The sequence below is a fragment of the Bradyrhizobium sp. Mp19 genome (assembly GCF_029952935.1).
GTDB lineage: Bacteria > Pseudomonadota > Alphaproteobacteria > Rhizobiales > Xanthobacteraceae > Bradyrhizobium > Bradyrhizobium elkanii.
Map to the genome: position 1 here is coordinate 71,028 of NZ_JASAUT010000019.1, position 21,895 is coordinate 92,922.

The 21,895-nt window shown below is 65.9% G+C and carries 18 protein-coding genes and 1 tRNA gene; 8 read left to right on the top strand and 11 right to left on the bottom strand.

Annotation, left to right across the window (positions count from 1 at the left end):
- Window positions 1-68: 68 nt before the first annotated feature.
- The 5 genes from QJT82_RS21370 to QJT82_RS21390 form a co-directional block, all read right to left on the bottom strand.
- Entirely contained in the window at window positions 69-767 is a 699-nt protein-coding gene (locus QJT82_RS21370; protein WP_155258541.1) for a hypothetical protein, read from the bottom strand.
- Between the two features lie 73 nt (window positions 768-840).
- The gene (locus QJT82_RS21375; RefSeq protein WP_051447914.1) at window positions 841-1,377 is read right to left on the bottom strand and encodes an invasion associated locus B family protein; all 537 of its coding nucleotides are present in this window, start codon (window positions 1,375-1,377) and stop codon (window positions 841-843) included.
- Between the two features lie 35 nt (window positions 1,378-1,412).
- Window positions 1,413-5,561 carry a YadA-like family protein gene (locus QJT82_RS21380; RefSeq protein WP_028341333.1) on the bottom strand — a complete coding sequence of 1,383 codons (4,149 nt, stop codon included), beginning with the start codon at window positions 5,559-5,561 and terminating at the stop codon, window positions 1,413-1,415.
- A gap of 336 nt (window positions 5,562-5,897) precedes the next feature.
- Window positions 5,898-6,785 carry a helix-turn-helix domain-containing protein gene (locus QJT82_RS21385; protein ID WP_245288742.1) on the bottom strand — a complete coding sequence of 296 codons (888 nt, stop codon included), beginning with the start codon at window positions 6,783-6,785 and terminating at the stop codon, window positions 5,898-5,900.
- Between the two features lie 914 nt (window positions 6,786-7,699).
- Window positions 7,700-8,614: a LysR substrate-binding domain-containing protein gene (locus tag QJT82_RS21390; protein ID WP_028341335.1), complete on the bottom strand. Its 915-nt coding sequence runs from the start codon at window positions 8,612-8,614 to the stop codon at window positions 7,700-7,702.
- A gap of 116 nt (window positions 8,615-8,730) precedes the next feature.
- Between QJT82_RS21390 and QJT82_RS21395 the strand changes: the two genes are divergently transcribed.
- Complete coding sequence (locus QJT82_RS21395; RefSeq protein ID WP_245288743.1) at window positions 8,731-9,300, top strand: GNAT family protein; 570 nt, start codon at window positions 8,731-8,733, stop codon at window positions 9,298-9,300.
- Between the two features lie 414 nt (window positions 9,301-9,714).
- Here the strand turns inward: QJT82_RS21395 and QJT82_RS21400 are convergent.
- A tRNA-Val gene (locus QJT82_RS21400) sits at window positions 9,715-9,789 on the bottom strand.
- A gap of 78 nt (window positions 9,790-9,867) precedes the next feature.
- Window positions 9,868-10,227 carry a response regulator gene (locus tag QJT82_RS21405; RefSeq protein ID WP_016843340.1) on the bottom strand — a complete coding sequence of 120 codons (360 nt, stop codon included), beginning with the start codon at window positions 10,225-10,227 and terminating at the stop codon, window positions 9,868-9,870.
- Between the two features lie 305 nt (window positions 10,228-10,532).
- Between QJT82_RS21405 and QJT82_RS21410 the strand changes: the two genes are divergently transcribed.
- The 3 genes from QJT82_RS21410 to QJT82_RS21420 all read left to right on the top strand — a co-directional run bounded on the left by QJT82_RS21410 (window position 10,533) and on the right by QJT82_RS21420 (window position 13,820).
- The gene (locus QJT82_RS21410; protein ID WP_028341336.1) at window positions 10,533-11,420 is read left to right on the top strand and encodes an N-formylglutamate amidohydrolase; all 888 of its coding nucleotides are present in this window, start codon (window positions 10,533-10,535) and stop codon (window positions 11,418-11,420) included.
- 569 nt (window positions 11,421-11,989) lie between these two features.
- Window positions 11,990-12,769, top strand: a complete 780-nt coding sequence (gene hisN / locus QJT82_RS21415) for a histidinol-phosphatase (protein WP_028341337.1) — start codon at window positions 11,990-11,992, stop codon at window positions 12,767-12,769.
- A gap of 82 nt (window positions 12,770-12,851) precedes the next feature.
- A complete protein-coding gene (locus tag QJT82_RS21420) occupies window positions 12,852-13,820 on the top strand; it encodes a tripartite tricarboxylate transporter substrate binding protein (RefSeq protein WP_028341338.1) in 969 nt (322 codons plus the stop codon).
- 8 nt (window positions 13,821-13,828) lie between these two features.
- Here the strand turns inward: QJT82_RS21420 and QJT82_RS21425 are convergent, their stop codons facing one another.
- Window positions 13,829-14,722: a LysR family transcriptional regulator gene (locus tag QJT82_RS21425; RefSeq protein WP_018269712.1), complete on the bottom strand. Its 894-nt coding sequence runs from the start codon at window positions 14,720-14,722 to the stop codon at window positions 13,829-13,831.
- Between the two features lie 93 nt (window positions 14,723-14,815).
- Between QJT82_RS21425 and QJT82_RS21430 the strand changes: the two genes are divergently transcribed.
- Window positions 14,816-15,568 (top strand): sulfite exporter TauE/SafE family protein, encoded by a 753-nt coding sequence (locus tag QJT82_RS21430; RefSeq protein ID WP_028341339.1) that lies wholly within the window; start codon window positions 14,816-14,818, stop codon window positions 15,566-15,568.
- Window positions 15,569-15,598: 30 nt separating this feature from the next.
- On the opposite strand, the gene QJT82_RS21435 is transcribed toward QJT82_RS21430, so the two are convergent.
- Window positions 15,599-16,234 (bottom strand): LysE family translocator, encoded by a 636-nt coding sequence (locus QJT82_RS21435; protein ID WP_028341340.1) that lies wholly within the window; start codon window positions 16,232-16,234, stop codon window positions 15,599-15,601.
- Window positions 16,235-16,473: 239 nt separating this feature from the next.
- Between QJT82_RS21435 and QJT82_RS21440 the strand changes: the two genes are divergently transcribed.
- Window positions 16,474-18,273 (top strand): tetratricopeptide repeat protein, encoded by a 1,800-nt coding sequence (locus QJT82_RS21440; RefSeq protein ID WP_028341341.1) that lies wholly within the window; start codon window positions 16,474-16,476, stop codon window positions 18,271-18,273.
- Between the two features lie 60 nt (window positions 18,274-18,333).
- Window positions 18,334-18,993 (top strand): hypothetical protein, encoded by a 660-nt coding sequence (locus QJT82_RS21445; protein WP_028341342.1) that lies wholly within the window; start codon window positions 18,334-18,336, stop codon window positions 18,991-18,993.
- A 63-nt stretch (window positions 18,994-19,056) separates the two neighbouring features.
- Here QJT82_RS21445 and QJT82_RS21450 read toward each other — a convergent pair whose 3' ends face one another.
- Complete coding sequence (locus QJT82_RS21450; protein WP_028341343.1) at window positions 19,057-20,004, bottom strand: alpha/beta hydrolase; 948 nt, start codon at window positions 20,002-20,004, stop codon at window positions 19,057-19,059.
- Window positions 20,005-20,225: 221 nt separating this feature from the next.
- Between QJT82_RS21450 and QJT82_RS21455 the strand changes: the two genes are divergently transcribed.
- Window positions 20,226-20,702: an Hsp20 family protein gene (locus tag QJT82_RS21455; protein ID WP_028341344.1), complete on the top strand. Its 477-nt coding sequence runs from the start codon at window positions 20,226-20,228 to the stop codon at window positions 20,700-20,702.
- 190 nt (window positions 20,703-20,892) lie between these two features.
- Here QJT82_RS21455 and QJT82_RS21460 read toward each other — a convergent pair whose 3' ends face one another.
- Complete coding sequence (locus QJT82_RS21460) at window positions 20,893-21,690, bottom strand: hypothetical protein (protein WP_028341345.1); 798 nt, start codon at window positions 21,688-21,690, stop codon at window positions 20,893-20,895.
- Window positions 21,691-21,895: the final 205 nt, after the last annotated feature.

Genomic DNA, 21,895 nt, shown 5'->3' on the forward strand with positions numbered 1-21,895 from the left:
GGACCGACGCGGCGCGGCCAGCCGGGCTGACCGGCGACGGCACGGGTCGACCGGGTTGAGCAGCAGCGCTACCCGGCGACCCGCAGCGCGGTCACCGCGACGCAGGCGTTGCCCAGCGGAATCAGCACCACCTGCGCGCCGTTCGGCAGCGCCATCGTCGCGAGATCACCGAGCGTGCCGGTCTGTCCGTTGAGCTTGGCGAGCTCGGCGGCAACCGTCGAGCAATTCTCCGTCCGCGGCGTCACCCGCACCAGATTGCCTTCGCAGGACGATCCGACCGGCGCGGCAAACACGATGCCGGCGGCCTGCTGATTGGCGGCGGGCGTGGCCTGGCTGGACTGGTTGGGTGCGAGCGCGACCAGCGACTGCACCGAATGCGAATTGCCGGCCTTGGCGTCCCACTGCGACTGCGCGGTGTAGTTGGAGTTCATCGCGAGGCCGCGGCCGAGCGTCCCGAACAGATTGGCGCAGGTCACGATGTTGCCCTGCCGCGCGTGCTCGTCGAACACGGTCGGTTGCTGGCCCGCCTGCTGCGGCGAAACGGATGCCGCGGCCGACGGCGGCGGCGTTTCCTGCGGACGCTGTTTGTGTGGCTGCGGCTTCGCGGCGGCGGCGGGCTTTTTGGCCGGCGCGGGCGTGGCCGGCTGCAGGGGCATCGGCTGCGACTGGGCCGGCTGCATCTGCTGGGCATAGCCCACGACGCCGGCGGCACTGAGCGCCGCCACGACAACCGCCGTGAAAATCAGGATGGGGGTCTTCAATCGCATCGACGTATTCATCCTCTCGTGCCGCACTTCGATGCGTCGCTCCGGATTCCGGATCCGCATGCAGCTTGTCGTCTCATTTCAGTTTCGCCAGCACGCCGGATAGTCCGTCCAGCGGCGCTTCCAGCACGATCGGCCCTTGCGGCAGCTGATAGGACACGCGGCACGGCGTCGCCGCGCGGATGTGCCGCCTCAGCACATTGCCGATCGCGATCGTGGCAAAGCAGAAATTGCCATCACAGCGATCGGTCTGCGCGACGATGCGGTCCGGACTGTCACCCATCGCGATCTCGATCTGCGCGCCGACCCCGGCGGCTGCGGGAATCCGCATCGCCATCAGCGGTTTGCCGTCGGCGGTCGCGATCAGCGACCAGTTGAAGGCGACCGCGCCCTGCGCGTTGACGATCGATTGCGTGACGTTGCAGACGCGGCGCTTCGATTTGAGGCTCTCGTCGCAAATCAGGGTCCAGTTCTTGAACGGCTGGATCATCCGCCTGAACTCGCCGAGCGTCTCGCCCTCCGGCACCGCGACGTCCGACGGCTTCACGGCGTAGGCGGCAGGCGGCGTGCCCTGCGCGGCGGCGCCCGCCGCCGCCCCGAGCCAGATCGCCAAAGCCAGACACGCCAGCCGCCTCGTCGCCGTTAGGGTCAATTGAGCGTCAGGCTCACGCCGGCGCTGACGCCCCAGTCGCCGCCGGCGGTGGTTGCCGCCGCGTTGGTGCGCAGCTTGCCGTTCTCGCTGGTGTAGCCGATGCCGAAGGCGAGCGCGCCCTGGCTGCGCCAGACGCCGCCGCCCGCCGAGGCGCTCACCTTGCCGGGCCGGTCGTCATAGCGCAGCGATGCGGCGGCCATGCCGATCGCGGCCGCCCGCCAGGCGTCCTGCCGCACCTCGCCGATCTGGCCGTTGAGCTGCTGGAACGCGCTGTTGAGCTGATTGACGTTGACCGCATCGGTGCCGAGGACGCCGGGCGCCACGTTGCTGATGGTCACTGGCGCGCCGTTGCCGCTGTTCAACGTCAGCTTGTTGGTGGTGTTGCCGGAACCGTCGGAGTCGTAGCGGATCGAGCTCGACGCAACCGCCTGGAGCTGGCTGACATTGACCGCATCGGTCGCCGCCGAGCCCGCGGCAACGTTGGTGACGCGGCGTTCGGCGCCGGATGAGCCGACCGACACTTCGCCGGTCGCAACGCCGGCAACGGTCTTGCCGACCACAGGCGTATAGGCCGCGTCGCTCAGATTGGCCGTGGTGGTGGCGTTGGCGCCGAGCGCCAGCGAATTGGCCGCCGTCGCCTTGGCGCCGGCGCCGATCGCGACCGAGTTGTCGGCCGACGCGGCCGAGCCGTTGCCCATCGAGATCGCATTGCTGCCGCTCGCGACCGACTGCGGCCCGATCGCGACGCTCTCCGCGCCGGTCGCGATGGAATCCGCCGCGGTCGAATTGGCGTGGAAATATTTCACGCCGCCACCGCCGGTCGAGATGTTGCTCACCGTGGTGTAGAGAGCGGCAAGCGAGGTGTTGGTGGCCCAGAGCTGCGAGCCGTTGATCGCGTCGGTCGAGGTCTGGGTGATCTGGCCTGCGGCCACGTTGGTGATGGTGCGCTCCGCACCGGCGCTGCCGACACTGACGGTCGAGGTCGGCGTCGTGCCGGCGAAGTTGTAGGTGGTGCCGCCGATCGAGGTGCTCGAAGTCGCGACCACCGCCTGTGTGGTCGAATTGGCGCCGAGCGCGACGTCGCCGGCCTGCGCCGTCGCCTTGGCGTTCGGACCGAGCGCAACGCTGGTCGGGTTGGTGGTCTGGGATCCGGCGCCGATCGACACCGACTGGACGCCGCTCGCCTGGGCATTGGTGCCGAACGCGATCGAATCGGCGAAGTTGGACACCGAATTCTGGCCGATCGCGATGCCGCCGGGCGCGGTCTGCGCCACGGTTGCGCCAAAGCCCATGCCGATGCCGTTGTCGCCATTGACAATAGTCTGCGGTCCCACCGCGACCGAATTGTTGCCGACCGCGAGCGAGTCGGCGAGCGTCGAGTTGGCGTGGAAGTATTTCGTCGTCGTGGTCGCGAACGACGTCAGCGCGCCGGTCAGCTGCCGCACGGTGACGGCGTCGCTCGACTGGGTGCCGTCGGCGACGTTCGTGATCTGCCGATAGCTCGTCGCATTGCCGACCGACACCGCGCCGAGCAGCGCGAGATCGGTGGTGTTGTAGGGAATGATGGTGCCGCCGATCGTGCCGGACGCCGGCGCGAGCGCGCGGTTGGAAATGGCCCCCGAGCCGAGCGCGACGCCGCCGTCCACCGATGCCTGGGTGTTGAAGCCGAGTGCAGTGGAGTTCGTCGCAGTTGCCGAGGCGGCAACGCCCGCCGCCATCGAGTTGGTCCCGGTCGCACCGTTATTGGTGTAGTTGGCCTGCTGGGTGCCACCGTCGTTGACGGCATAGTAGTGCGTCAGGCCGTTGCTGACGACGGTCGAGAGGCTGTCGATCGCCGAGGTGGCGGCGAACAGCTGCGAGCCGTTGATCGCATCGGTCGAGCCGTTGCTGACCCGCCCCGCCGCGACATTGGTGATGGTGCGCTCATTGCCGACCGAGCCGACGCTGACCGTCGAGGTCGGTGTCGTTCCGGCGAAGCTGTAGGTGTTGCCGCCAATGACGATGCTGGCGGTTTGAACCGCCGCGCCGGTCTGGCTGCCCGAGCCGAGCGCGATGTCGTTGGCGTTGGCGGCGTTGGCGCCGTTGCCGATCGACACCGAGCCGCTGCCGGTCGCGGTCGACGCCGGTCCGATCGCAACCGAATCGGTGCCCACCGCGGAGGAATCCGCCAGCGTCGAATTGGCGTGGAAGTACTTGATGCCGCCGCCGGTGTTGATGTTGTTGACGGTGGTGGCGAGGCCGTCGACCGCCTGGTTGGTGGCCCAGAGCTGCGAGCCGTTGATCGCATCCGTCGAAGAGTTGCTGATCCGGCCCGCCGCGACATTGGTGATGGTGCGCTCGGCGCCGAGCGCGCCGACGCTGACGGTCGAGGTCGCCGTCGTCCCCGCGAAGCTGTAGGTGGTGCCGTTGATCACCGTGTTCGGCGTGTTGACAGCGGCAGCGGTGACGCTGCCGGAGCCGAGCGCGACATCGCCGGAGCTTGCCGCCGCCGTGGCGCCGTTGCCCAATGCGATATTGCCCGCAAGACCGGCGGCGCCCGCCGTCGAGCCGTTGCCGAGCGCCACCGAGCCCTGCCCGATCGCCTTGTTGTTGTTGCCGATCGCAACCGCGCCGTTGGCCTGGTTGGCGGCGGTGGCGCTGGCCGTGCCGTCACTGTTGGCGATGTTGTTGGCGCCGCCGGTGAAGGCGCCGGTGCCGCTGGCATAGCTGGGATCGCCGATCGCCACGGCGCCGTCGCCATAGGCGACGTTGTTCGCACCGATGGAAACCGCCTGGCCGCCGGTTGCGGTTGCGCTGGTGCCGATGGCGACCGCGTTGGCTGAGTCCGCAGTAGCGGCGGTGCCGACGGCGACCGCATTTAGGGCGAGAGCCGACGCGCCCGCTCCGAGTGCGGTCGCGCTTGCTGCTGTCGCGTTGGCAGTCACGCCAATGGCAACGGAATCATCGCCTGTAGCAACAGCCGAACGGCCACCGGCAAACGCACGGGCGCCGCTGGCGCTGGAGCCGGCACCAACCGAAGTTGAGTACGCTCCCGCCGCGCTGGCCCCAACGCCGGTCGCGAGCGAACTGATGCCGGCGGATGCCGCGTTGTTGCCGATCGCGATGCCGCCCGTCGCTGCACTGTTGACGACCGCACCCGATCCGATCGCGACCGAGCCCCCGGTGCTGAGCGCCTGCGCTTGATTACCCACGGCCACGGCAAAATCTGCGGCTGCGTTGCTGGAGCTGCCTCCGGCGAATGAGTTGATCCCCGACGCGGTCGCCTGCTTGCCAAGCGCAGTCGCACTGTCCGCCGAGGCAACGGATGCCCAGCCTCCGGCCCACGAATAGTTGCCGCTCGCCAAGGAGCTGACGCCGACCGCGGTAGCATTGCCTCCGGTGGCATTGGCGAAGGTGCCCAAGGCGCTGGTGCCGGCGCCGGTGGCGACGGCTTGAACGCCGAGCGCGACCGAGTTGACGCCGCTCGAGACCGTGCCCTGGCCCAGCGCCATCGCGCCGCCAGTGCCCGTTGCCTTGGCATTCAGGCCGATGGCCACGGAGTACTGCGCTGACGCAACGGATGAACGCCCAACCGCAATCGCGTCGACCTGGGATGCCGTTACGTCCGTGCCAATGCCGATGGCACTCGTAGCAAGCGCGCCGGTTCCCAGAGCCGTGCGCGAGCCGAGATAGAGCGAATTTAGCTGTGAAGCGATCGACTGAAAACCGATCGCGATGGCGTTCTGGGCGCCTGCGCTGGTGCCAGTGCCCTGGGCAACGGCATCCAAGCCGGCCGCGTTTGCTCCACTTCCGATCGCGATGGCGCGCAGGCCGCTGGCTGACGAATTGGTATCGATCGCTACGGAATCGGTGCCGGTCGCACTTCCACCACCGAGCTGCACGCTTCCCGCGCTCGCGGCCGAGGCGGTCAGCACCGCGACGGCTAACGCGAGTGCCGTCGCGACGGCCGACCCGCCGATTCCCAGTGACCCGAGGCTTAAGCGATCCCGCTTCACGCCAAGGACACGGTGCGCCTGACGCAGCACGGCCAGCAGCCGTCGCCGCAGCGAAGTGCTGCCCGCATCGCCCGATGCGACCCAGCTCCGGACGAAGCCGGCGCGCCCTCGAGGCTTCAGCGATTTTGTTGAGTTGTGTGCGACAGCCATGGTGCGCCCCTTTCGCGACATCTGGTCCAGACGCCGGAGGCGACGCGCCATGGACCGGGCCGACGCGCGGGCCCGCCGGCCGCACGCGCGAAAAAATAACGATGATCGTGCACACGATCATCGTCCCGTCCTGGCCAACGATGTGTCGAATTCAACGAGCGCATCTTGCCACCCAGCGCTCGCTCGACTGCCCCATCAATGTGCCCCGAGTCGTCATGTTGCAAAATGATAGACACAATTTTGCCAGCGTCACTCAGCAGGCCGTCCAAATAACACGCAGATCGTCTCACAAGTTGAAGGATTCGCTCGATGCACCATGAGTTGTTTGCACATACCTCAACCGGTAGTTGATCGGCGGCGCATGCGCTCGCGCATCTCGCGCGGGCTGACGCCGAATTCGCGGCGGAAGGCGCGGGTGAAATCGGACGCCAGCTTGAAGCCGTGGCGATAGGCGATCTCCTGCACCTGCCTCTCGGCGGATGAGACAAGTTCTGCATGCGCCGCGCGCAGCCGCTTGCGCAGGATGTAGCCGGCAACGCCGCCGACGCTCTCGAATGCACGGTAGAGGGCAGAACGCGAGATCCGCAATTGCTGCGCAATGCGGTCCGGCGTCAGGTCGAAGTCGGCGAGATGCGACTCTATATAAAGACGCGCACGCTCGAACAGCACCGACTCGATCGCGCCGCGCGCCTGCTCCAGTCGATCCGAGGAGAGTTGGATGCACGCGGCGATCATCTGCGCGGTCGCCCGCCCCGCCTGCCTCAACTCCTCCGAGGACATGAAGGTGATGCGCGTTTCGAGGCGGTCGAAATAATCGGCCAACAATTCGATCAGATTGCCTTCGAGTAGAATATTGCAGACACCGTCGAGCCGATCGGCCACATCGGCGAACGACTGGCGCGGCAAACCCAGCACCAGGCCGTCATAGTCCGTGATGCTGCCGCGGAAATCCTCATCGAGCGAGATCAGGAACATGGCGCCCGGCCCGGCGTGAATCCGCCGGTCTGTGGTCTCGAAGCGGGCTTCGCCGGAGCGCACCCGGTACAGCCACCAGATATCGACGGGCGTGCCATGCGACGGTTTGATGACACGGGCGAATGATTGCGCGGCGAATCGCCCCGACGTGAAGACGACATCGGCCATGTTGCAGGTCAGGTACTCCACCAGGAACCCGTGCGCAGGGCTATGACCTTCCGGTGGCGCAACGTCGACCAGCGAAGCCATCCGCGTCTTCCAGACCTCGAACTGCTCCGAGGGCGGATAGTGTCGTGTCGAGAACAGCCGCGGCGGCGCGGGGGTTACATCCCTGATGTTCCGCGGCTCGCGCGGCAAGGGAACGTGTTCCAGGAACTGCGCTGCGTGTGCCGGCGTCTTGTCGTCTTCTTGCATGTACTTTCGTGCCCCGTTGGCGCGAACGACGAACGTTGGCTCAACGGAGGCGCATTCCCAAGGTTGCGTCGCCGGCCGCTCACAGACCGGCGAATTTCGGGGAGACAAGGAAGAGGCATTTTCGGGATTCGGACATCGACGGCTTACGCCGGCCGCTCCCGATAGGGTTGACGCAGGTTCCTCTGGCAGTCGTGCTCGCACATGGCGTTCATCATTGTCGCGTCATTGCCGTGTCCGGCTCGGATGCTCCGTCACGAGCAGGCTTGACTGATCTAGAGAACAATCTGCGCGAGAACCAGAGGGGCGGCAACGCGCGGCGTGCAGAAATCCAAGATTGCGTTCATGCGATGCGATCGGGCAACGCATCATCGCAGGGTCTTCAGAAAATTTTCTCGATCTCCGCGTTCGGACGAAACGCATGTCGCTGCAAAGGCGAGACCTAAGCACGGTAGATGACATATCGAGAATCCCACGCATGATCGCATTGCGAACGCTCTTGCCCAATCATGCGGCAATCCACCGCCTGCGACGTGAATGCAATCCGTACGAATCGAACACGCGCGAGGCGTACATGCGCGCGCACGCTGCGGCATTCACATGTGAGCGTCGAGATGACGAAAGTCACAAGTGCCCGTCGAATTTTTCTGCGAGCACAGCGCGCTAAGCAAAGCGATCGCGTCGCGGGCGGCTCGCGCCGTCCCGCGAGGTCATGCCGAGCGCAACGCGAGGGAAAACCCTGCCGCTGTCTCTCAAGCCTGCACGCGCGCGGACTTCCTGTAGTCAGCGGTTCCGGCGCGCAGCAGATCGCAGAATTGAAGTGCGAGACGGCTTCGCGGCCGCTGCGACGGAAGCAGCAACATGGTGACGATCTCCAGCCGTGGCACGAACGGCTTGAGTACGATTTTGGAGCTTGCAAAATCCCGGGCCACGATCGGGTCGACGATCGAGAAACCCAGTCCCTGTGCAACCAGGGCACAACGCTGCATGCTGTACTGGATCTCCGCGACCGTCTTGATCTCGACCTTGGCCTCATCGAGGATGCGTTCAAAGCGGGACCGATGCGGTGCGCTCGGGGAAGCTGCGATCATGGGCTCTCCCCGCAGATCTTGCGCTGCGATCGATCGCTTCGAGCGCAACCGGTGCTGGCGGGGCAGGACGCAGACCGCCTCCGTTGTCATGAGGAGCTCGTCGTCGACCGCGGCAAACCCCGCCTGCGGCCGCGCCAGTCCGACGTCGCATTGTCCCGAGGCCACCAGACTCCAGACGCGCTCGGGGCTGTGGACAGCGACGGATACGACGATGTCGGGATTCTTCCGCAGGAAGCTGCTGACGATCTGCGGCATCAACGAATAGGTGAACGCCGGAAGACATGCGATCCTGAGCGTCCCGCTGCCGCGCTCGCGAATGCCACGCGCGGCGCGCGCCAGATACTCGAGGCCGGCCTGGTTTCTCTCGACCTCGCGCAGGAATATCTCGCCTTCCGGCGTCAGCGTGACGCCGCCTCGCCCGCGTTCGAACAACGCAAAACCGATCTCGCGCTCGAGACGTGCGATCGCGCGGCTGATGAAAGGCTGCCCCACCCGAAGGCTCAAGGCGGCCTTGGTGATTCCGTTGTGGCGCACGACCTCTCGAAACAGGTCGATATGTCTTGGATTCAGGGGCATAACCAATTTGCATATGAACTGGCGTTCCGGTCATTTGACGGCATGCTCATCGGGTGCGTCAATAGGGCATATACCCGTCGAGCAATCATGCAAGCCTCGCCACCGACCGCATCCTGTTGACCAGGATCACCGGCCCGGAGTCTTCGCGCGCACAGCAGCTTCGCGAGGCAGCCATGCTGCGGCGGCTCGATCGCGGCACATCTGACCGGCCGAACACCGCGCGCCTGGCGGCGGCACGGGAGCAGGTCGACACCGCGGCTGCGTTCGCAATCGAGGCCGCGGGATCGGGAGACCTCCTCGGCGTTTCCGGGTTCGGCGCGATCGACCGGCACGAAAAGCGGGCGACGTTCGCTTCCATCTGGAGCATCGGACGGCTGGACGAGGCCGTGCTCGTCAGTCACGTTGCACATCTCATGACGCGGTATGCGTTCGAGGTGCTCGACGTCGAGCGGACCGAGCTGCATCTGGACTGGCGCCTGAGGCACATGCTTGATCTCTACGCCGCCCTCGGCTTCCGCTGCGAAGGAAGGCTTCGCGCATATTTCGCGGCCGATGAAGGTCCGTCCGCCGATGCTGCGGTCCTGAGCATGGTTCGCTCCGAATGGCCCTCCGTTGTGCGTCGGCAGTGCGGGGTTCTCGCCGGCGAAACGTGGCGCTACCGGCTTCCGTCCGACCGCCCTCCATAGCGGCGGCCAAGCTCGGACAAAACGATGTCACGCGAATGCGGGCGTATCACCGGCAGCGCAATACACTCAGTGTCGTCCCTGCGAAAGCAGGGACCCATAACCACGAATGGTTATCGTTGAGCGAAGACTGAACGACGAATCCCTTCAACAGCATCCGCCGCGGAGTATGGGTCCCTGCTTTCGCAGGGACGACGCCTGGAGGGAGCCGCGACCCCTCGGTTCAAACACTGCTGTCTCTGGAATACTGGTTCACCCGCCTGCGGGGATGACATCGCGCTGTTTGACAGGTTGAAGCAGAACCACGACCTCGTCGTTGTGACGCGTGGCTTGCCGAGCCGAAGCTCGCGGCCGCAAGCCCGCCTCCGCCCGTCGGGCTTCGGCGCGGCATCCTTCTCTCGCTGCGCGAGCGAAGGATGGTGGGTGCGACAGGGATCGAACCTGTGACCCCTACCATGTCAAGGTAGTGCTCTCCCGCTGAGCTACGCACCCAAAGCGTATTTGGATCGGGTCCCTATAACGGACGGCGGCGGGGCAGGCAAGGATACAAAGTGAAGGTTTTTTGGCGAATCAGGCCGCCAGCAACTTGTTCACTTCGCTGACCAATTCCCTGAGGTGCACGGGCTTGGCCAGCACCTTGGCGTTTTTCGGCGCCTCCGAATCGGAATTGAGGGCCACCGCGGCAAAGCCGGTGATGAACATGATCTTGATATCGGGATCGAGTTCCGAGGCACGGCGCGCCAGCTCGATGCCGTCCATCTCGGGCATCACGATGTCGGTAAGCAGCATTTCGAACGGCTCCTCGCGCAGCCGCTGGTAGGCCGACATGCCGTTGTCGTGCGGCGAGACCTTGAAACCCGCGTTTTCGAGCGCCTTGACCAGGAAGCGGCGCATATCGGTGTCGTCTTCGGCGAGAAGTATTTTCGGCATGGCAGGAATCGTCGAATCCGGCTTGAGGAGCAGTCCGAACAGTTAGCCCGACAGACGGTAAATTTCGGGTGAAATTTGCGTCAAGCCAGCGGCAAATGCGCGCCACCCATTTGTGGACTGAACCGGATATCGAATCAACCGGGGGCCGCATTTGCTGCTTTTAAGACGCGTTCCAGCTGAAACCACACTCTTTTCACTTGGCAGAATGATCGCGATTACCGACAATGCCTGCCCATAAATCTCCGCTTTTCCGGCAGACTCAGTTGTTGCGGGGCGAGGCGGACGCAAGGGACGGCGCCAAGGGAATGACCGAATTTGCTGGCGAGTTGTCGCCCCCGTTCGAGATCGTTGAGCCGCAGGCCTGGCGCGCGCCGATCATCTTCAATTCCCCGCATTCGGGCTCGGTCTACCCGGCCGAATTCCTCGAGGCGTCGCGAATCGATGTGGTGTCGCTGCGCCGCTCCGAAGACTCGTTCATGGACGAGCTGATCGCGGGCCTCAGCGATCGCGGCTTTCCGATCGTGCGGGTCAATTTCCCGCGCTCCTATGTCGACGTGAACCGCGAGCCCTACGAGCTCGACCCGCGCATGTTCACCGGGCGGCTGCCGAGCTTTGCCAATACGCGCTCGATGCGGGTAGCCGGCGGCCTCGGCACCATCCCGCGCGTGGTCGGCGACGGCCAGGAGATCTATCGCGAGCGGCTCGACGTCGACGATGCGCTGCGCCGGATCGAGGTGCTCTACAAGCCCTATCACCGCGCGCTGCGCCGGCTGATCAACAAGGCGCACCAGGCGTTCGGCGCGGTGATCGTGGTCGACTGCCACTCGATGCCGTCGGTCGGCGTGTCGCGCGACGAGCCGCGCCGGCCCGACGTCGTGATCGGCGACCGCTACGGCACGAGCTGCGCGCCGCTCTTGCCCGACCTCGTCGAGGAGATCATGAGCTCGCTCGGCTATTCGATCGGCCGCAACAAGCCCTATGCCGGCGGCTTCATCACCGAGCATTACGGCAACCCGGCGAGCGGCCTGCACACCGTGCAGATCGAGCTCAACCGCGCAGTCTATATGGATGAGCGGCGCCGCGAGCGCGGGCCGCGCTTCGCGCAGATGGCCGCCGACTTCGCCACCCTGGCGGATGCGCTCGCGAAAATCCCGTTCGGCGATCTCGGCCCGTTCCAGGCGGCTGCGGAGTAATCAATCCTTCGTCGGGCACTGCGATCCCGACGAAGTCATGAACCAGGAATTCAAGTTGGCGGCGCGATAAGCGCCGAACTGGATTCTCAGTTCACTTGCGGAAACGACGGCCCAAGAAAAAAGGGCCGCTTGAATGAACAAGCGGCCCAAGTCTAGGGAGGAAACGCCCAAGGAGGGCAGCGATAGCGCGAGGCGCTACCGCACCGCAACAATATGCGACCGCGCTGCACAAAACGCAAGAACTTTCGAAACATTTCTTGGGTAATGTTGGAAAGTCTGGCGAAACTGCAACAGGCCGGCAGGAGCGGCTTTCCGTATGTAGGATCAATATCTTACAAGGGAAGCCCAGAGCGGTCGGCGCTCCGCGCATAGCTTGTATACCAGAATTCGCAACTTCGTGATCGAGGCCGAGACCCGGTGCGCTTTCGAATCCGAAGCCAAATCGAAAGTCCGGAACCGCGTCGTCGGGCTGGATAACACTCCGTTAATCGTGCGCGCCGCGCCGGATTGAGCTAGGCAAGAACGCATCCGATTTCTACCGCGTCGTTTGCGCAGTTCAGGGACATGCCGTGACGGTCATCGACTTTACCGCCTTCATCGGCCGCCTCGCGACCGCATCCGGCGAAACCATCCTGCCCTTCTTCCGCACCTCGCTCTCGGTCGACAACAAGAGTTCGAACGATTTCGATCCGGTCACCGAGGCCGACCGGGCGGCGGAAGCCGTGATGCGGCGGCTGATCAAGTCGAACTTCCCCCAGCACGGCATCGTCGGCGAGGAGTTCGGCAATGAGCGCGAGGACGCCGACTATGTCTGGGTGCTCGATCCGATCGACGGCACGAAATCCTTCATCGCCGGCTTTCCGATCTGGGGTACGCTGATCGCGCTGCTGCACAAAGGTACGCCGGTATTCGGCATGATGCACCAGCCCTATATCGGCGAGCGCTTCTCGGGCGACAACGGCTCGGCGCACTACTCCGGCCCGTCGGGCGAACGGCGGCTCTCGGTGCGGCGCTGCGCGTCGCTGAAGGAGGCGACCCTCTTCACCACGAGCCCGCTACTGATGAATCCGGATGACCGCGCCCGCTTCGGCCGCATCGAGAACGCGGCGCGCCTGTCGCGCTATGGCGGCGACTGCTACTCCTATTGCATGCTCGCCGCCGGCCATCTCGACCTCGTGGTCGAGACCGAGCTGAAGCCGTACGACATTGCCGGCCTGATCCCGATCGTCACCGGCGCCGGCGGCGTCGTCACCACCTGGGACGGCAAGCCGGCGCAAAGCGGCGGTCGCATCATCGCGGCCGGCGACCCGCGCGTGCACGAAGCGGCGATGAAGCTGCTGAACGCCTGAGTTCCTGGCCTGATTCTTGAGTTGCCGGGCGCCTGATCTGCGCCCATCCTGACCGCAACCAGAAAAGTCAGGGATGGGCGACATGACGATGTGCGGCAGGCTGTTGGCGGCCCTTCTCCTGCTTCTCGCGCCCGTCACGGCTTCGGCCCAGGATTTCCCGACCAAGCCGCTCCGGCTGATCGTGCCGTTCCCGCCCGGCGGACCGAACGACATCATCGCACGGGTGATCGGGCAGAAGATCTCGGAGCTCGCAAGGCAACCCGTCATCGTCGACAACCGCGCCGGCCAGGGCGGCGTGCTCGGCACCGACGCAGTCGCGAAGGCGGCGCCCGACGGCTACACGGTCGCGATCGCGAGCGCGGGCGCGCTGGCGATCAGCCCGAGCATGGAGAAGGTCGCCTACGACACGCTGAAGGACCTCGCGCCGGTGACGCTGGTCGCGACGGTGCCGGAGATGCTGGTGGTCGCCGCCAACGTGCCGGCGAAGAACATGAACGAGCTGGTCGCGCTCGCCAAGGCGCGGCCGGGCAAGCTCAACTTCGCCTCCTCCGGCCCCGGCAGCCTGCCGCATCTCGCCTGCGAATTGTTCAAGCTGACGGCAAAGGTCGACATCGTGCACGTGCCCTATCGCGGTGCCGCGCCGGCGGTGAACGACCTGTTGGGTCAGCAGGTGCAGATGACCTTCCTCGACCTGCCGGTGATCCTGCCGCAGATCAAGGCGGGCGCGCTGCGGCCGATCGCGCTCGGTGGGCGCGAACGCGCGCCGACCGCGCCCGACGTGCCGACCACGGCGGAAGCCGGCATGCCCGACCTGATCATCGAGAACTGGTACGGCATGGTCGCGCCGGCCGGAACGCCGCCGGCGATCGTCGCAAGGCTGAACCAATTCGCCACAGCGGCGATGGCCGATCCGATCGTCAAGCAAAAGCTCGCCGAGCAAGGCCTGACGCTGGCCGGCGACACGCCGGAGCATTTCCGCGACTTCATCGCTGCCGACATCAGGAAATGGGCGAAGGTGATCCAGGACGCCGGCGTGGTGACGACGAAATGAGCCAGCCGTCAGCGCTGCGCTTCGGCGCGCAGATAGTCCACGAGCTGCTTGGCCGCCCGCGGCAGCGCCTTGAAGCTGCGCGCGCAGATCGTCAGGCGGCGGTTGGCCCAGGCGTCGCGGATCCTTATCGTCGTGATCGGCATCGACGCCGCGCAACGCCGCGCCGCGGTCTCCGGGATCACGGCGATGCCGACATCGGCGGCGACCATCTGGCAGATCGCATCGAAGCCGCGCAGGCGGGCGCGGAAGCGCAGCCGCGCACCGAGCTTTGCGGCGTGCCGCGAGATATGAACCTGCAGCGCGGACGTTGCCGTGAGCCCGACGAAATCGCGGCCGACCACTTCCTGGAAGTCGATCTGGCGACGGCCGCCGAGATCGCTGCGTCGCGACGCCACCAGCATCAGGCGGTCCTCGCTGAACAGGAAGCGCTCGACGCTGTCGGGCAGCGCGTGCTCCGCGGCGAAGCCGAGATCGGCGGCGCCGCTGGCGATCGCGGTTGCGATATCGGTGCTCTCGCGCTCCTCGACGTCGACGCTGATATCGGGATGCTCGTGCAGGAATGCCGCGAGCGCGCGCGGCAGATGCTCCGACAGGCCCGAGGTGTTGGCCAGCAGCAGCACGTTGGCGCGAACGCCGCTGGCATAGGCGGCGAGATCGCTTTGCAGCGCCTCGACATTGTGGATCACGATGCGGGCATGGCCGAGCAGGCTCTCGCCCGCCGCCGTCAGTTCGACGCCGCGCCGACCGCGCTTGAGCAGCGCGACGCCGAGCGCTTCCTCGAGGCCCTTGATCCGCTCGCTGGCCGAAGCCAGCGCAAGGTTCGCGCGCGCCGCGCCCTGCGTGATGCTGCGCGCATCGGAAACCGCGATGAACAATTGCAAGTCGGTCAGGTCGAACCGCATGACGTTTCCCGCCCCCATACCTTCGGGTCGCCCGAAGGCTAACTCCGTAACCTCCAGATTGTGCCGTTCGCATCGATCGGTCAATGTGCCGCCATGGTCGACCATCTCCTGATCTTCATCGCTTTCGCCTTCCTGCTCGCCGGCTTCGTCAAGGGTACGCTCGGCCTCGGCCTGCCGACGGTCGCGATGGGGCTGCTCGCAACCACGATGGCGCCGGGCCAGGCGATTGCGATCGTGATCGTGCCGGCGATCGTCACCAATATCTGGCAGACCTTCGTCGGTCCCTATCTGCGCGACATCATCAAGCGGCTGTGGCCGCTGATGCTCGGCACCGTGGCCGGGATCTGGATCAATGCCGGCCTGCTGACCGGGCCTTACGCGGCGTACGGCACCGTGGTGCTGGGCGTGCTGCTGGTGATCTACGCAATCGTCGGCCTGAGCCGGTTCAGCTTCAAGGTCGCGCGGCGCGACGAGAAATGGATCGGCGGCATCGTCGGCGTCATCACCGGGCTGATCTCGGCGGCGACCGGCGTTCAGGTCATCCCCTCGATGCCGTTCATGCAGGCGATCGGCATGGAGAAGGACGAACTGGTGCAGGCGCTCGGCGTGTTCTTCACCACCGCGACCGTGGCGCTTGCCTTCAACCTCACGGCCTCGGGCCTGCTGACGGCAGCCACCGCGCTGCCGGGCGCGGTCGCGATGGCGGCGTCGTTCACCGGCATGTTCATCGGCCAGGCGGTTCGCACGCGGATGCATCCCGAGGCGTTCCGCCGCTGGTTCCTGATCTCGATGATCCTGCTCGGCATCTATCTCGCCGGCAGCGCGCTGCTCAAGATCCACGGCTAGAGCGGCACAGCCAGAGCGCCAAGGCGCGAGCTAGCGCGCTTCCAGCGTCGCAACGCGGACGCCGAGATAGATGAAGAGCGCGCCGAGCGAGCGGTTGATCCAGGCGATCACGCCGGCCGATTGCCTGATGCGGCCGGCAGCCCGCGCCGCGAAGGCCGCAAGACCAAGGCACCACAGCGTGCCGCCGGTGATGAAGATCAGCCCGAGCACCAGGAAGGCGAGCGTCTTGTGCGGCGAATCGGCCGCCACGAATTGCGGCAGGAAAGCCAGGAAGAACAGCGCCACCTTGGGGTTGAGGGTATTGGTCAGCGCCCCCTGCCAGAACACGCGCGAGATCGAGGTCTCGCCGCCCTGCCCTGTGATGTCAGCGATTGGCTTGGCGCGCGCCAGCAGCATCTGCAGACCGGTCAGCACCAGATAGGCCGCGCCGACCAGCTTGACGGCCAGGAACGCGGTCGACGAGGCCATCAGCAGCGCCGACAGGCCGATCGCCGCACCCAGCACATGGACCAGGCAGCCGCAGCTGATACCGATCGCCGCAGCGGCGCCGCCGCGCCATCCGAGCTGAATCGTGCGCCCGATGATATAGGCGGTATCCGGCCCCGGTGTGACGTTGAGCAGCAGCCCGGACAGGACGAACAGCCAAAGCTCGTGAATTCCCAGCATGTCAGCGACGTTAACCTATGCAAGTAGCCGTCCGGAAAGGCTGATCCGCCAGCCGGCGCCATCCCGGCGACACACGAATTCAGTAGAGAACTGACTGTACCATCCGTTGGTCGCGTGCCAATTGCTGCTACTATGCATTATAGGTGCCTGCAAACCGGGCTTCCGCCGGACCCGGCCTGTCTTGTAAGTATCGGATTCGGTCACCTCGGCTAAAGTGGCCATTCCAGGGCACAGGAGACATGGAAAGACGGCTCGCTGCCATTCTTTGCGCTGATATCGCCGGCTATTCCCGCATGATGGGTGCCGACGAGGCGGGGACGCATGCCTCGTTCAAGGCGCACCGCAGCGCGATTTACCCGATCATCCTCAACCATGGCGGCCGTATCGTCAAAAACACCGGCGACGGCTTCCTGCTGGAATTTCCGAGCATCATCGGCGCGATCGAGGCCGCCGTCGCGATGCAGACCCTGATGGCCGAGCGCAACGAACATCTGCCGGCCGACCGTGCCATGCACTTCCGGATGGGCGTCCACATGGGCGACGTCATGGCCGACGAGGACGAGGTGTTCGGCGACGACGTCAACATCGCGGTCCGTCTCGAGACAGTCGCAACGCCCGGCGGCATCGCGGTGTCGGACAAGGCCCGCACCGAAGCGGGACGGCGGCTTGCCGTCACCCTCGTCGACGCCGGCCCGCACCGCTTCAAGAACATCGCCGAGCCGGTCAATGTCTGGACCTGGGCGCCGGCCGGGTCCGATGCCCAGGAGCAGGTTCCGGACGACGGCCCGCATCTGCCGGGGCAATACCGGACTGCAATCGTCGGCGTGCTGCCGTTCGACAATCTCAGCGGCGGCGCCGACGAATATTTCTCGGACGGCCTGACCGAGGACCTGATCCACGCGCTGTCGCTGCAATCCTTCTATCGCGTGCTGAGCCGCAACTCGACCTTCGCCTACAAGGGCAAGAACGTCTCGACCCGGCTGATCGCGCGCGAGATCGACGCAACCTATCTGATCCAGGGTTCGGTACGGCGCGCCGGCAACAAGATCCGCGTCTCCGCCGAACTGATCGCGCCCGAGAAGGGCGAGCAGCTGTGGACCGGCCGCTACGACCGCGACATGGGCGACCTGTTCGCGATGCAGGACGAGATCACCGCGAATCTCTCCGCCGCCGTCGCGCAGGAGATCTATCGCGCCGAGGCCTCGGCACCGGCGCGCTCGCCGAACGCCGAACTGACGGCGTGGGATCGCTTCCTGAAGGGGCTGTCGCACTACTATCAGCAGACCAAGGACGATTGCGAAACCGCGATCGCGCTGTTCAAGGAGGCGATCGAGCTCGACCCCGCGCTGTCGATCGCGCGCGCCTATCTCGCGCTGATCCAGATCCAGAGCATCCAGTTCGGCTGGATTCCGAGCACGCGCGAATTGTGGGCCTCGTCGGTCAGCCTGGCCGAGAGCAGCGTGCGGCTCGACCCGCGCTCCTCGTTCGCGTTTTCGCTGCTGGCCTACCTGCACGCGATGCAGGGCCATTACGAAGCCGCGATGGACGCCATCAAGCGGGCGATCGAGCTCAACCCCTACGACATGGGCGCGCGCGGCGTGCTGGGAATCTGCCACATGGTGATCGGCGACCATCGCAAGGCGGTCGATCTGTTCTCGACGGCGGTCCAGCGCGGCAACAGCGACCCGCGCTACCAATGGGCGGCGCTGAACGCGTTCAGCCATTATCTGCTCGGGCAATATGACGCGTCGCTGTCGTGGTCGCGCGAGGGGCTGTATCTGAACCCGAACCATCTGCAGTGCCTTGCAGTGCGCACCGCAGCGCTCGCCCAGCTCGGCCGCGCCGACGAGGCCGCGCAGGCAGCCGAGGCACTGCTCGCCAACCATCCGGAGCTGACGGTCGAACGTCACTTGCGCAATTTCCACTGGAAGAACCCGGCCGACATCGCGCATTATCGCGACGGCCTCTTGAAAGCCGGCCTGCCGTTCGGCAAACTCGCTCTGGTTGCGTCCACATCGAAATTCGCCATCGACTCCTGAGCGAATTCATCCACCGGTAATGGATGCTTTTTAAGCTGACGCTTTTCAGGATGTGGTTTGATGTCCGATACGGCTGCAAGCAAGGCGCCCGCCCCGCAGATTTCTCCTGACAATCCCTGCCCGTTCCTGCGGGCGCTCGTCGCCGGCAACTATGTCGGCGGCCATATCGTGCCGCTGCCTGAACTGACAGGCACCATCGGACGCGCAACCGGCAAGACCGGGTTCGAGGGGTTCACCGCGCGAGCGAAGATCTTCATGGTGGCGCAGATCGCCAACGGCCTCGGTCCTTTCAGCCAGCTGCGCAGCCTGTTCCAGGGCGCCATTCTCGACGCGTTGCGCAACGGCCCACTCGACAAGCACGGCGCCGGCTCGCGCATCCTCGACCAGCACGCGGTGGTCCATGAGGACGAGATTGCGCGGCTCGCGACCTTCGGCAAGGATTACAAGGCCCCCGACGGCAGCGTCGAACGCGGGCTGTCGGCCGCCGAGATCAAGACCTTCATGGCGGCGAACTTCCAGCGCGCCAAGGACGAGCATCCGCCGTCCTACGGCATCCTGCACTGCTACTATCCGCTCCTGATGCTGGGCGAGTGGCCGGTGCTGCTCGACATCATGGGCAAGGGCGAAGGCAAGGACCGCTATCTCAGCGTCGCCGAGGTCAGGACGCTGTTCGTGGACAAGCGCTTTCCCGATCGGATCATCGCGCTGCTACAGCGCTAGATTTTTGTTTGACGCGTTTTCTTCACGCGAACCGGGATCCGCTTCGCTCGGAAACGCCATGCCTCACTTGAACAGCGGCGTGCCGGGCACGAACGCGTCGAACGCCGCCCAGAATTGGCCGCGGTAGCGGTCCTGCTCCTGTAGGATTTCGTGCTTGGAGCCGGCGATCACGAGATGCGAGCCGGCGCGCAAGTGATAGGCGAACTCCTCGATCGCGGCCGTCGACACCACCTCGTCATTGCTCGCCGCCAGCATCAGGATCGGCTGGCGGATTTCGGACGGATACGACATGCCGCGGAAGGTGCGCATCGCGGTGAACGCGGTGTCGGCCCAGGCGATCGTCGGCGCCGCGATGCCGAGCGTCGGATCTTCGTCCAGGATCGCCGCGTTGCGGGCATGGCGCACCGGATCGCTGGTCACGGGATTGCCGATGAAGGGCGCGAGGCCGACCAGTTCGTCGCCGCCGCCGGGTACATAGCGGCCGCCCTGCCCGGCCAGCCGCATGATCCTGAGCAGCGCGCTCGGGAAGAACGACACGCGGCGGCGCGGCAGGTCGATCATCGGCGCCGACAGCACCATGCGATCGAACCAGCGCTTGCCGGCATGCGCGAGGCGCAGCATCACCGCACCGCCCATCGAATGCGCTAGCGCGAAATAGGGCGGCGGGCAGTCGGGCAGCACCACCTGCTGCACGAAGGTCTCGACGTCGACCTCGTAGTCGGCGAAGTCGCGCACGTAGCCCTTGCGGGGATCGCGCAGCCGCCGCGACGAGTGGCCCTGCCCGCGCCAGTCGATCATCGCCACCGCAAAGCCGCGGTCGCGCAGATCGCGCACGGTCTCGAAATATTTTTCGATCATCTCGCCGCGCCCGCCGAACACGCAGACCGTGCCCTTGCGGCCGGGCGGCGGCGCCCAGCGTGCAAAGCGCAGCTCGGCCCCGTCTGGTGTCTTGATGGTGCCACTGACAACGTCGTCCGGAACCGGGTTGGCGGGAATCGAGACGAGCGTCATGAAGGGGACCGGAGTGGTGAGACAGGGTGGAGATCAAGGACGCCGGCGCCGAAAAATGCGACGCGGTTTCCGCCTCTTGAACGCGACGTGACCCCTCCCATATCACCTCCGTGCAGGCCGCTACCAGTGTTTCGGAACCGAAACATCAGGCTGCACACATCTAAGCCCGGCCCGATGGCGGGCGGGTAACTGAAACAGTCGCTCAATGGAGGACTATTCCTATGCGTAGCTACGACCTCACTCCGTTTTATCGTTCCACCGTCGGCTTCGACCGCCTCTTCAACCTGCTCGATCAGGTGACCTCGGACGGCAGCCCCGGCTATCCCCCCTACAACATCGAGCGCACCGGCGAGAATGCTTACCGGATCAGCGTTGCGGTCTCCGGCTTCTCGCAGGCCGAGCTTTCGATCGTCGCGAAGGAGAACACGCTGACGATCAAGGGCGAGAAAACCGCCAACGAGAACTCCGGCAACGGCTCCGAAGTGCTCTATCGCGGCATCGCCTCCCGCGCCTTCGAGCGCGTCTTCCAGCTTGCCGACTTCGTGCAGGTGAAGAACGCTTCGCTCGAGAACGGTCTGCTCCACGTCGATCTCGTCCGCGAGATTCCCGAGGCCAAGAAGCCCCGCAGCATTCCGATCGGCGGCGGCGAGAAGGCCCCGCAGGTCGTTGACGGCTCGGCCGGCAAGGTCGCCGCCTAAGCAACAAACCCCGCGTCAGCAGATATTGGCTGATCGCGAAAACGCCCCGGGAAACCGGGGCGTTTTTTGTTGCGGCGGGCCGTGGCCCAGTTCAGGCCTTCGTAGCCCGGATGGAGCGAAGCGCAATCCGGAAAGGTCTTGCCGCCGAGACGTCCCCGGATTTCGCTGCGCTCCATCCGGGCTACGGATCTCACTCCAATCCCTGCACCTTGGGCATCGCCTGGGTCGGCAGGATCGCGGGCGCAGGCGGCGGAGCACCCTGACCGACGGTCGGAGCCTCGGCTTGCTGGACGGCTTGCGGGGCAGCCTGGGCCTCGGCCGGCTTTGGGGCTGCGGCCTGCTCGGCCGGCGCGGGTGCGGCTGCCTGAGCAGGCTGCGACGTAGCCGCCTGCGGGACGGCGGCCTGAGCCGCCGGGGCGGGAGCCTGAGCTGCCGCCGCCGGAACCTGGGCAGCTGGAGCCTGGGCCTTGGCCGAGAGCGGGCTGCGTTTGGGCACCGGCACGCGGCTGGCGACATGCGGGATCGGGAGCGGCGGGCGCGGCACCCGGGCCTGGATCGGCCGCGGCATCGGCCCGGCGGGACCGTCGGTCGCGCTCATTTCCTCTTCGTAATTGTCGCCGAGCCGAGAGGCCGGCGTGAAGCGGATGATGTGGCCGTCGCGGGCATCGATCACCAGCCGGCCGTCGTCGCCGCCCTGGTCGATCACCGAGATCGTGTAGACGAACCCGCGCTGCCGGGGCGCGCCAAGCGGCAGATAGCCGTTCTCGCGGAGCACGGTGTAGACCTCGACCGGCGGCAACAGGCTCGGCACACGGCCGTAGCGCGGCGGCGGCGGAACCTCGGGCATGGCGGCATAGGGCCCGTCCATGTCGGATACCCTGACCAAAAGCGGGCTGCCGATCCGGGCGGGCGTCGCCAGCTGGGCCTCGGCCGCGGCTGCGCTGAGCGCGAGGGCCGCGGCAGCAACCGAACCTGTGAACAACTTCATCGCCGTAACTCCTGTCTGCCCGCCCTTGGGAGCGTTCCCGCTCTCTTGCCGGCTTGCCCCAGGGCAAAATTTCAGTTTCAAATTCGGCGGTCCTTGGTCGCTCCTTGGGCCAGATCACGGCGTGTTTGCTTCGAATCAGGGGCGCGGCGCGGCCCGCCGAGCCGTTCGATCCGAGCATGCGGGCGAGGACTTCCTCGCGCTTGTG